The organism is Paraburkholderia sp., from assembly GCF_028283785.1.
In the GTDB taxonomy this organism is placed as follows: domain Bacteria; phylum Pseudomonadota; class Gammaproteobacteria; order Burkholderiales; family Burkholderiaceae; genus Paraburkholderia.
Genome location: NZ_JAPWKB010000009.1, coordinates 1 through 8,862, shown reverse-complemented (window position 1 = coordinate 8,862; position 8,862 = coordinate 1). Strand labels below are relative to the sequence as shown.

Genomic DNA, 8,862 nt, shown 5'->3' with positions numbered 1-8,862 from the left:
ATCTGGTGGGGAGTCCGCGGTGAGATTCAACTGCTTCCGTCAGGGTCGCGGCTTCGGCTATGTGACTGATCGTGCCTGCGGAGATGGCTAGATGCCGGAGCGGCGATTGCCCGGAATGATGCCGCCCAATGCTTTCATCCCGGCATGAAAACGCGGCGAACCCACTAATGCAACAGGCCAATAGCGCGACAGGGAAACATGGCCACGTCTGCCGACAGCCTGCAATCCGGCAAACTCCCGTTTTTTGACGTCGATCAAAAAAGGTACAGTGACCATCATCATCGGGACCAACGTGCCAGGGATCGTCCAGTTCGCACACGCCTCGTTGCCCACCACCTGTTGACGAGTGCCCATCTGATGCTGCCAGCCTCCTTACAGATTGAGCCGACGGCCCTTCGGAAGTACCGCTATTTCGAGTCCACGGATGTCGACGATACGCGCCAGCGTATTGCCACCGTGCTGCAACCGCACCGCCTGATGCCGGGCCCGTCGCTGCCCGGCCAGTCGGCTTACATGAACCACGCAAGGCTCGAAAATCTGGCGTTCGGCTCGCTCGGCTACGCGGGCGCGATGAGCGTCGAGGCGGGCGAACTGGGCGATTACTACCTTGTGATCCTCACGCTGAGCGGCTACGCGGATGTGTCGGTGGGGTCACGCCGGCTTATCGTCGGACAGTCGCAGGGCGTGGTGGTCGGACCGTCAACGCGATTCGGCGGCACTTTTTCCAGCGATTGCGAACAGTTTTTCGTGCGCGTCGACAAGCAGGCCATCCTCGCGCATTCGGGCTTCGCACATCTGCACATGGAGCCGGCCATCGATCTGTCGCGACCCGAGCTCGCGCCGTGGCTCGCGCAATTGCGATTGCTGACCGCGTCGCCCGAAACCGTCGCATTAGCACAGCGCGATCGTCGCATCGCGGTTGAAATCGAGCGCCTGCTGGTGATGCTTCTGCTGGCCGGGCAACCCCATCACAGTCAGGAACGGACACAGTCGTCGGTGCTGCTGCCGCGGACCGTGCGGCGCGCCGAGGCGTACATCAGCGAACACGCGTGCGAGCCGCTCACGCTGTCGGACATCGCGAATGCCGCAGGCGTGCCGGTGCGCACGCTGCTGCACAGCTTCCGCCGCTTTCGCGATGTGAGCCCGATGCAACTGGTTCGCGAGGCGCGCATCGAACGCTCGCGCGAGATGCTGATGCGCGCTGGCGACGCCGATCGCGTCGCGGACATCGCGCTGAGTTGCGGTTTCGTCAATCTCGGCCGCTTTGCGAATGCGTATCGGGAGAAATTCGGCGAAGCGCCGTCCGACACGTTACGCAACGCCCGGCAACGCGGCGTTTAAGCACCGCCCTCGTCCACCGTCAACGACCTGCGCGTTCGCGCGCTCGCCGCTCCACACCCCTTCGCTTCCCGGCACTCACGCCAGTCGCGCCGCAACCCCGCCGCAGCGCGCATCGACGCGCCCCCGGCTGCTTCGCGACAAACCTGCGCGTTCTGGACATTCGCTGCGATCAACGGCTATAGGTCAGAAAAACGCTGCCTTACAGTCGATTCAAACGACCCGCAAAGCAATCAAAGGAGTGTCACGGATGACAACGCAGCGCATGCGCGTCGAGCGTATCGACGCCTTGACGCCGGCCATACGGCGCCTGCTGCTCGTCCCTATCGACGGCGCACAGCTTCCCGCTTTTAGCGCGGGCGCACATATCGGCCTGCAAGTGCCGATCGACGGACGCACGCAACGCCGCGCGTACTCGCTGGTCAACGCCCCCGATCACACCGGCCATTACGAAATCGCCGTCCAGCTGGAAGCGTCGGGCAGCGGCGGTTCACGCTGGGTCCATGCGCTGGAGACCGGCGCAGAACTGGAGGTCAGCACGCCGCGCAACGATTTTCCGCTCGACGCTGCCACGCAGCACGCGCTGCTGATCGCGGGCGGAATCGGCATTACGCCAATCCTCGCGATGGCGCTGGCGCTGGAGGCCACCGGGACCGCCTATGCACTCCACTACGCGGCCCGCGACGCCGCGTCGATGGCCTACCGCGCCGACGTGCTGGCGCTGCCCGCCGCGACCTGCTGGCTCGACGGCGGCGAACCGCGCAACGGCATGCCGCTCGCCTCGACGATCGGCGCGCCGCAAGCCGGGCGCCATCTGTACGTATGCGGCCCGCGCCCACTGATCGACGCCGTGCTGGCTCAAGCCAGCACACTCGGCTGGCCCGACGCGCAGGTCCATAGCGAACTGTTCACCGCTGCCCAGGACGAGACCGGCAACAGCGGCTTCGAGGTGGTGCTGAAAGCCAGCAACGTGACGCTCAACGTGACCGCCGACCAGACCATTCTCGACGCGATGATCGAGGCCGGCCTCGATCCGCTATACGACTGCCGGCGTGGCGATTGCGGCGTCTGCACGACGCAGGTGATCGACGGCACGCCGGATCACCGCGACATCTGTCTGTCGAGCCAGGACCGCGAACGCGGCGACTTCTGTCCGTGCGTCTCGCGGACAAAGTCGTCGCGACTCGTGCTCGACCTGTAACCCCTCTCCCGTGCAAGGAAGCAGAATGAGCCTGACCAACGAGACCCTCGCGAGCCTGGTGCGCCCGGATAGCGTGCATAAGCGCGTCTACACCGACCCGCAGATTTTCGAGCTTGAAATGCAGCGCATTTATGGCCAGGCGTGGATCTACGTCGGCCACGAGAGCCAGGTGAAAAACCCCGGCGACTATCACACCACGCTTCTCGGCGATCAGGATGTCGTGATGGTGCGCGCGAGCGACGGCCAGATTCACGTCGTGTATAACCGCTGCCCGCATAAAGGGGCGAAAGTTGTCGCCGACGGCGACGGCACGACCGGCAAGTTCTTTCGCTGCCCATATCACGCGTGGACGTTCAGGCTCGACGGCACGCATTTGTCGGCACCGCTGAAAAACGGCCTGCAAAACACCTGTTTCGATCCGAAGCATCCAGATTTCTCCATGCGTAAAGTGGCGCGGGTCGGCGTGTATCGAGGCTTCGTGTTCGCGAGCCAGGCGGCTGAGGGACCCGAGCTTGCCGAATTCCTGAACGGTGTCGCGTCGTCGATCGACAACCTGTGCGATCGCTCGCCAGTCGGGGAAGTCGAAGTGGCGGGCGGCGTATTCCGCGTGCTGCAACGCTCGAACTGGAAAGTGTTTTACGAGAACCTGCACGACACGATGCATGCGCCCGTCACGCATGAATCGTCGGTGGTATCCGCGCGTTCGCAAGCGCAAGCACAAGGTTCTCTGCCGTTCGAGTTGCTGATCATGGAGGGCAATGGCGAGCCGTACGAGTTTTGGGAAAAACTCGAATTGCGCGCATATGAAAACGGCCACGGCTATATGGAAGGCATTTTCGATCCCGCTGCCGCCGAACGCGATCCGGTTTCGAGCGCACATTTCGCGGCGCTGACCGAAGCGTACGGCGAAAGCCGCGCACGCGAAATTCTCGGCATGAACCGGCATAACACGGTGATTTACGGCAGCGGTTCACCGCATACGGTGTTCCAGCAGTTTCGTGTGATCCGGCCGCTGGCGGTGGACCGGACCCTGGTCGAAATCCAGATTTTCAAACTGAAAGGCGCGCCCGAGCCGGTATTCGAACGCGCGATGACGTACGCGAACGTGATCAATTCACCATCGTCGAACGTGATGCCCGACGACGTCGAAGTGTATGCGCGTTGCCAGCAAGGCAACCAGACCAATGGCGGCGACTGGGTCAGCATGCACCGTTATGCGGGCAGCGATCGTCCGGTCGAGAACGGCATGGTGTCGACCAACGGTACCAGCGAATTGCCTATGCGCAATCAGTTTGTCGCATGGAAACGTTTCATGCTCAACGAAGCTGCCGCAGAAAAAGGAGCGCTCTGATGTTGTTCGACACCACGTTCGATCTCTCGACCCGGGTTGCAAATCAGATTCGCGTGAACGACTCACTGCGCGTCGACGTCGAACAGTTCCTGTTTCGTGAGGCACGTCTGCTCGACACGCGTGCGTTCGACGGCTGGCTCGATCTATGGACCGCCGACGGCATGTACTGGATGCCGCACGAACCCGCTCAGACCAGCGCGCGCGACCACATTTCGCTGTTCTGGGAAGATGCGACGCTGCGGGAAGTGCGCGTGCGGCGCATTACGAATCCGCGCAACTGGTCGCAGCAACCGGTGACGCGCACCGCGCGCGTGATCGGCAACGTGATGATCGACGGCACCGACGAAGCCGGCCGGCTGATCGTCCATTCCACCTTCAGCCTGACCGAATGGCGCAACGGCCAACGCCAGCTTGCCGGCCTCACGACACACAAACTCGTCGCCGAAGAAACCGGCGGCTGGAAAATCTATCTGAAGCGCGTGGATCTGATCAACGCCGGCGACGCATTTGCGAATCTGGAAGTGTTCGTGTGATGACCGCGACTTCCACGCCCACGTTGCAGCGTACCGCTGTGCTCGCGCTGCACTATCAGAATGACGTGCTGCATCCCGACGGCAAGATTCGTGTTGGCCTCGCAGCAGCAGACCCGGCCCGCGAACGGGTGATCGAATCGGCCCGCAAGCTGATCGAAGGCGCGCGGCACAGGGCGTTGCCGCTGATTCATGTGCGGATCGCGTTCCGTCCAGATTATGCGGACCTCGTGCAGAACTGCTGGATTTTCCGCAAGACCGCCGAACTCGGCGCGGTGCAGGAAGGCACATGGGGTGCGTCGTTTTACGACGGACTGGGCGCCGATGAAACGCGCGCGAACGAGTTCGTCATTCGGCATCAGCGAACCAGCGCGTTTATCGGCACACCGCTCGAACAGCTTCTGCTGAAACTCGGCGTGTGTCATCTGATCGTTGCGGGCGTCGCGACGCATTCGGTGGTCGAGATGACCGTGCGCCATGCCGTCGATCTCGGCTATGAGGTGACGGTCGCCGCCGATGCGTGCGCCGCCGCCGACGCGCGAATTCACGATGCGTCGCTCGACAGCATGCGTCTGCTGGCGGAAATCCGCAGCGTCGAGTCCGCGCTTGCGCAACCGGAGGCGCACCGATGACCCCCCCTCCTTCCACGCGGCTGCATGGTCGGCTTGCGGGCAAAGTCGCGATTGTCAGCGGCAGCACTCAAGGGCTCGGCGCCGACATCGCGCGCGGTCTGGTCGCGGCCGGCGCATCGGTGACGACGCTCGGGCTCGACGCGCGCGCGGGCCATGCCATCGCCGATTCGCTCGGCGATGCCGGCTGCTTCATCGAAACCGACATCACCGACGACGCGCAAATCGACCGTGCCATCGACGTGACGTTAAGCCGTTTTGGACGACTCGACTTTCTGGTCAATAACGCCTGCACGTATGCAGATTCCGGCCTCGCATCGACACGCGAACAATGGACCCATCTGCTGAACGTGAACCTGGTGTCCGCCGCGATCTTCGCGCAGAAGGCCGCGCCGCATCTGTCGCGCGGCGGCGTGATCGTCAATCTGGGCAGCACCGGCGGCAAGTTCGGCGCAGCCGGACGCGCGTTGTATCCCGCGTCGAAAGCGGCATTGCAGCAATTCACGCGCAATCTCGCGGTGACGCTCGCGCCAGATGGCATTCGCGCAGTCACCGTATCGCCCGCGTGGACCTGGTCGCCCTCGCTCGAACAGCTTGCACAGGGGTCGATCGAGACAGCGGACCGGGTTGGCGAAGCGCTGCATCCGCTAGGGCGCGTGGGACGCGGCCATGAAATCGCGCAGGTGATCGCGTTCCTCTGCTCAGCTGACGCATCGTGGATTACCGGCGTCGATATTCCGGTCGATGGCGGCTTCTCGATTCTCGGACCGGACCAGGGTGTGTCGCCGCGCGAGTGGTTCAGCCGGCTTCAGCCGTCCGATTGAGATTGCATCACGCACATTCCATCCCATTCAAAGATCGCCCCTGAAGGAAACATTCATGTCGAAGCAGATCAAGATCACATCGAACGGATTGCAGTTCGATGCCTGGCTCGCGTTGCCCGAAGCGGGTCGCGGCCCGGTCATCGTGCTGTTGCAGGAGATCTTCGGCATCAATGCCGAGATGCGCGAAGTGGCCGAGCTGTACGCCGGCGAAGGCTATGTCGTGCTCGCGCCGGATCTGTTCCATCAATTCGGGCCGAACATCGAACTGGGCTATAGCGATGCGGACCACGCGAAAGCATTCGACTACTATGAGCGTTTCGATGTTGCGCGTGCAATCGACGATATTCGCGCGACCGTTCAGGTTGCGCGCGCGATGCCTGAATCGACGGGCCAGGTAGGCGTGCTCGGCTTCTGCCTCGGAGGCAAGCTCGCCTATCTGGCGGCAGCTCAATGCGGCGTCGATTGCGCGGTCGGTTACTACGGTGTCGGCATTCAGGATGCACTTGATCTCGCAGCGCAGATCACCTGTCCGCTCACCCTGCATTTCGGCGAAACCGATCCGATGAATCCGCCGGAGACCCTCGCCGCCATCAAGTCGGCACTCGCCGACAAACCGAACGTCAAACTCCACGTCTACCCCGAAGCGGGCCATGCGTTCAACCGTAGTGGACCGACCTTCGTGAAGAGCGCCGCGATGCCTGCGCATACGCGCAGCCTCGCGATATTTCGCAAGACGATGGGCCCGGATTACGACCTGAGCGCCATCGCCGATCATCACTTCTACCTCGAATTCGCCGCACGAGACCCCGAAGCGACGATGCAGACGATGGTGCCGCAGCCCTACGTCAACCACGTTCCGACGATGACGGGCGGCACGGGTTACACCGAACTCAAGCGCTTCTATACGCACCACTTCATCCACAACAATCCCGTCGACACGAAAATGGTGCCCATCTCACGCATAGTGGGCGTGGACCGGATGGTCGACGAATTCATCCTGTGTTTCACGCACGATTGCGAAATCGACTGGCTGTTGCCCGGCGTCGCGCCGACCGGCAAATACGTCGAGATTCCGATGCTCGTCGTGGTGGGCTTTCGCGGGCCGAAGCTCTACAACGAACACATCTATTGGGATCAGGCTAGCGTGCTCGCGCAGATCGGCCTGCTCGATCCAACCGGCTTGCCGGTGTCCGGCGCAGAAGCGGCACGCAAGCTGAGGGACGAAACCTTGCCGTCGAACACGCTGATGGCGCGCTGGAAAGACAGCGCGCCAGCGCAGTAAAAAAATCGAACCTGTCCACAACGATTCTTTATTGCCCGTCCTGCACGTCAACCGCTGTTTCTTCTCAGGAGCCGCATCATCATGACAACCGACACCGCCGCGCGGGTCATCCGCGAAGGCAAACTGTTTATCGACGGCCAATGGGTCGCGGGGTCCGATGGCCAGACGCGTCCCGATTACAACCCGGCGACCGGCGAGCTGTTTGCCAATGTGCACCAGGCGACCCGTGCCGACGCGCTGCGCGCGGTCGATGCAGCGCAGCGGGCGAAGGACATGTGGGCCAGCATGGTCGTGTCGAAGCGCGCCGATATCCTGCTCGCCTGCGCCGACGCGCTGGCGGCGATGGCCGACGATGTGCGCGACGTGCTGATTGAAGAATCCGGTTCGACCTATCCCAAAGCGATGTTCGAAGTGATGAGCGGTATCGATCTGCTGCGCAGCGCGGCGGGCGATGCCCGCCACGTGTTCGGCGAGACGCTGCCGCACAGCATGCAGGGTCAACTCGGCTTCACGCTGCGCCGTCCGCTTGGCGTGATCGCGGGTATTGCGCCGTTTAATGCGCCGTTCTGGCTGGCCATGAAGAAGGTCGTGCTCGCGCTTGCGGCGGGCAATACGTTCGTCCTCAAACCTTCTGAAGAGACCCCGGTCACCGGTCTGAAAATCGCCGAACTGTTCGAACGCGGCGGCTTGCCGGCCGGTGTGCTTAACGTGGTGCCGGGTCCCGCCGACGAAGTGGGCGACGTGCTGCTCACCGATCCGCGCGTGCGCATGCTGACGTTCACCGGATCAACGCGCGTGGGCCGCCATCTGGCCGTCGAAGCGGCAAAGCAGATGAAAAAGGTCACGCTGGAACTGGGCGGCAAGAATCCATTGGTCGTGCTGCGCGACGCGGATCTCGACTACGCGGTGCGTGCCGCCTGCTTCGGCATCTTCTTCCACCAAGGTCAGGTGTGCATGGCGAATTCGCGGATCATCGTCGAGGCCCCCGTGTACGACGCGTTCGCGCAAGCCTTTGTCGCGCGGGCAAAAACGTTTCAGGTCGGCGATCCGCGCGATCCGAAGACGGTTATCGGACCGCTGATCCGCCGCTCGCAATGCAGTGTCATCGACACCCAGGTGGAAGACGCTGTGTCGAAAGGCGCGCGCTTGCTGATGGGCGGTACGCATCGCGATAACTTCTACGATCCGACGGTTCTCGCCGATGTCACGTCGGCGATGACGATCTACGACGAAGAGAGTTTTGGACCGGTGACGTCGCTGATTCGCGTGGCCGACTCCGAAGAAGCGTTGCAGGTCGCCAACGATACTTCGTATGGTCTATCGGCGGGCGTCATCACCAACGACCTGCAAAAGGCCTTCGATCTCGCGATGCGGATAGAAGCTGGGATGGTTCATATCAACGATACGACCGTCTCCGACGAAGCCCATGTACCGTTCGGCGGCACCAAGATGAGCGGTAGCGGACGCGAAGGCGGCCGTTATTCGATGGAAGAAATGACCGAACTGAAATGGATCACGATTCAGATGGGGCAACGGGTCTTTCCGTTTTGATGTCCCGATGTCAGTCGTGATGCTCTCCCGGGTGCGGCCGCGCTGCACCCCGGCGTCGGTGCGTGCCGCTTTGGCTGCGGTCTGAAGCCGTTTCGATGCGTCCCGCACTTCACGCAGTTGCCAGCCGATACCGACTGCCAGCGAGGCTTGCGTCAT

At 62.5% G+C, this 8,862-nt stretch carries 9 protein-coding genes; 8 read left to right on the top strand and 1 reads right to left on the bottom strand.

Annotation, left to right across the window (positions count from 1 at the left end):
• Nucleotides 1-87: 87 nt before the first annotated feature.
• Nucleotides 88-354 (bottom strand): hypothetical protein, encoded by a 267-nt coding sequence (locus PW947_RS11180; protein ID WP_299631633.1) that lies wholly within the window; start codon nucleotides 352-354, stop codon nucleotides 88-90.
• A 3-nt stretch (nucleotides 355-357) separates the two neighbouring features.
• Between PW947_RS11180 and andR the strand changes: the two genes are divergently transcribed.
• The 8 genes from andR to PW947_RS11140 all read left to right on the top strand — a co-directional run bounded on the left by andR (nucleotide 358) and on the right by PW947_RS11140 (nucleotide 8,706).
• Nucleotides 358-1,341: an anthranilate 1,2-dioxygenase regulatory protein AndR gene (andR, locus tag PW947_RS11175; protein ID WP_299631632.1), complete on the top strand. Its 984-nt coding sequence runs from the start codon at nucleotides 358-360 to the stop codon at nucleotides 1,339-1,341.
• Nucleotides 1,342-1,588: 247 nt separating this feature from the next.
• Complete coding sequence (locus PW947_RS11170; protein ID WP_299631630.1) at nucleotides 1,589-2,539, top strand: PDR/VanB family oxidoreductase; 951 nt, start codon at nucleotides 1,589-1,591, stop codon at nucleotides 2,537-2,539.
• Between the two features lie 25 nt (nucleotides 2,540-2,564).
• The gene (locus PW947_RS11165; RefSeq protein ID WP_299631628.1) at nucleotides 2,565-3,890 is read left to right on the top strand and encodes an aromatic ring-hydroxylating dioxygenase subunit alpha; all 1,326 of its coding nucleotides are present in this window, start codon (nucleotides 2,565-2,567) and stop codon (nucleotides 3,888-3,890) included.
• The gene (locus tag PW947_RS11160; protein WP_299631626.1) at nucleotides 3,890-4,423 is read left to right on the top strand and encodes an aromatic-ring-hydroxylating dioxygenase subunit beta; all 534 of its coding nucleotides are present in this window, start codon (nucleotides 3,890-3,892) and stop codon (nucleotides 4,421-4,423) included. Before PW947_RS11165 ends, PW947_RS11160 begins: the two co-directional genes overlap by 1 nt.
• On the top strand, nucleotides 4,423-5,052 hold the full coding sequence (locus PW947_RS11155) for a cysteine hydrolase (protein ID WP_299631624.1): 630 nt from the start codon (nucleotides 4,423-4,425) through the stop codon (nucleotides 5,050-5,052). Before PW947_RS11160 ends, PW947_RS11155 begins: the two co-directional genes overlap by 1 nt.
• Entirely contained in the window at nucleotides 5,049-5,873 is an 825-nt protein-coding gene (locus tag PW947_RS11150; RefSeq protein WP_299631622.1) for an SDR family oxidoreductase, read from the top strand. The genes PW947_RS11155 and PW947_RS11150 overlap by 4 nt, the downstream gene beginning before the upstream one ends.
• 55 nt (nucleotides 5,874-5,928) lie before the next feature.
• The gene (locus PW947_RS11145) at nucleotides 5,929-7,155 is read left to right on the top strand and encodes a dienelactone hydrolase family protein (RefSeq protein WP_299631620.1); all 1,227 of its coding nucleotides are present in this window, start codon (nucleotides 5,929-5,931) and stop codon (nucleotides 7,153-7,155) included.
• Nucleotides 7,156-7,236: 81 nt separating this feature from the next.
• Entirely contained in the window at nucleotides 7,237-8,706 is a 1,470-nt protein-coding gene (locus PW947_RS11140; protein ID WP_299631618.1) for an aldehyde dehydrogenase family protein, read from the top strand.
• Nucleotides 8,707-8,862: the final 156 nt, after the last annotated feature.